Annotated in this window: 1 protein-coding gene; it reads left to right on the top strand. The window is 75.1% G+C overall.

Going from position 1 to position 1,765, the window contains the following annotated elements; all coding sequences use genetic code 11:
• The coding region (locus ABD353_RS39495) for a DUF4132 domain-containing protein (protein ID WP_344628553.1) at positions 1-1,761 on the top strand (1,761 nt) is incomplete at its 5' end.
• Between the last annotated feature and the right edge of the window lie 4 nt (positions 1,762-1,765).

Here is a 1,765-nt window from a genome sequence, read left to right as displayed (position 1 = left end):
CTGCTGCTGCCGTACCTGGACGGCCGGGTGGCCGCGACCATGGCGGACTGGCTGGTGCGCCTCAAGTCGGCCGGGGACACCGCCCGTGCCTGGTTCGGCCGGCACGGGCTGGACGCCGCGCGGCTGCTGGTGCCCGCCGCGGTCGGGAAGGCCGGGCCGGCCCGGCACGGCGCCGAGCAGGCCCTGCGGCTGATCACTGCCGCGCACGGCGCGGCGGCGGTGTGCGCGGTGGCCGGTGAGTACGGTCCGGACGCGGCGGAGGTGGTGGGCGTGCTGCTGTCCGCCGACCCGCTGGTGAACGCGCTGCCGGCGAAGCTGCCCCAGCCCGGCGACTGGGCGGAGCCGATGATGCTGCCGCAGCTGCTGGTGCGCGGCGGCGGGGGCGCGCTGCCGCCAGAGGCGGTGCGGCACGTGCTCACCGTGCTGGCGCTGTCCAAGCCGGGGGCGTTCTACCCGGGCCTGGAGCAGGTGGCGGAGGTGTGCGAGCCGGAGTCGCTGACGGCCTTCGCCTGGGCGGTGTTCGAGCAGTGGCGGCTGGCCGGCATGCCGTCGCAGGACGGCTGGGCGCTGCACGTGCTCGGCCGGCTCGGCGACGACGGGACGGTCCGCCGGCTGACGCCGGTGCTCCGGGCGTGGCCGGGCGAGGGGGCGCACCACCGGGCGGTGGACGGTCTGGAGGTGCTGGCCGCGATCGGCAGCGACGTCGCCCTGCTGCACCTGCACGGCATCGCACAGCGGGTGAAGTTCAAGGCGCTCAAGGCCCGGGCGCAGGAGAAGATCGCCGAGGTGGCGGCCGGGCTCGGCCTGTCCGGGGAGCAGCTCTCCGACCGCCTGGTGCCGGACTTCGGGCTGGACGCCGACGGCACCACCGTCGTCGACTACGGCACCCGCACGTTCACCGTCGGCTTCGACGAGCAGCTCAAGCCGTACGTGCTGGACGCGGACGGCGCCCGCCGCAAGGACCTGCCGGTGCCGGGGGCGCGGGACGACGCCGAGGTGGCGCCGGCCGAGCGCAAGCGGTTCGCCGCGTTGAAGAAGGACGTCCGCACGGTGGCGGGGGACCAGATCCGCCGGCTGGAGGACGCGATGGTCACCCGGCGGTCGTGGACGGCGGAGGAGTTCGGCCAGCTGTTCGTCGGACATCCGCTGCTGTGGCACCTGGTGCGCCGGCTGGTGTGGCTGGCCGAGGCGGACGGCGCCACGACGGCGTTCCGGGTCGCCGAGGACCGCACCCTGGCGGACGTCCGGGACGAGGTGTTCGTGCTGCCGTCGGGGGCGACCGTCCGGCTGGCCCATCCGCTGCTGCTCGGCGACGACCTCGGCGCCTGGTCGGAGCTGTTCGCCGACTACGAGATCCTGCAGCCGTTCCGTCAGCTCGGCCGGCAGGTGTACGCGCTGAGCGACGAGGAGCGCGCCGGTCACCGGCTGACCCGCTTCGAGAACGGTCCGGTGCTGCCGACCGCCCGGCTGGTCGGCATGGAGCGGCGCGGCTGGCAGCGCGGCGCGCCGCAGGACGCGGGTGTGGAGCGCTGGCTGTCCCGCCGGGTGGGCCCCGACCGCTACGTGGTGCTCGCCCCGGAGCACGGCATCGCGGTCGGCATGCACGACGTGTATCCGGAGCAGCGGGTGGAAACGGTGTGGCTCGACAGGCGCCCGGGCGACTACTGGTCCCGCGACCGGACGTTCCCGACCTTCGCCGAACTCGACGCGGTGACCGCCTCCGAGGTGATCGCCGACCTGACCGAGCTGACCACGCCGTGAACCC

Origin of the sequence: Kitasatospora arboriphila, from assembly GCF_039528095.1 — a bacterium.
Lineage (GTDB): Bacteria > Actinomycetota > Actinomycetes > Streptomycetales > Streptomycetaceae > Kitasatospora > Kitasatospora arboriphila.
Note: the sequence above shows the minus strand (reverse complement) of the source record. Positions and strands in the feature narration are given on the sequence as shown.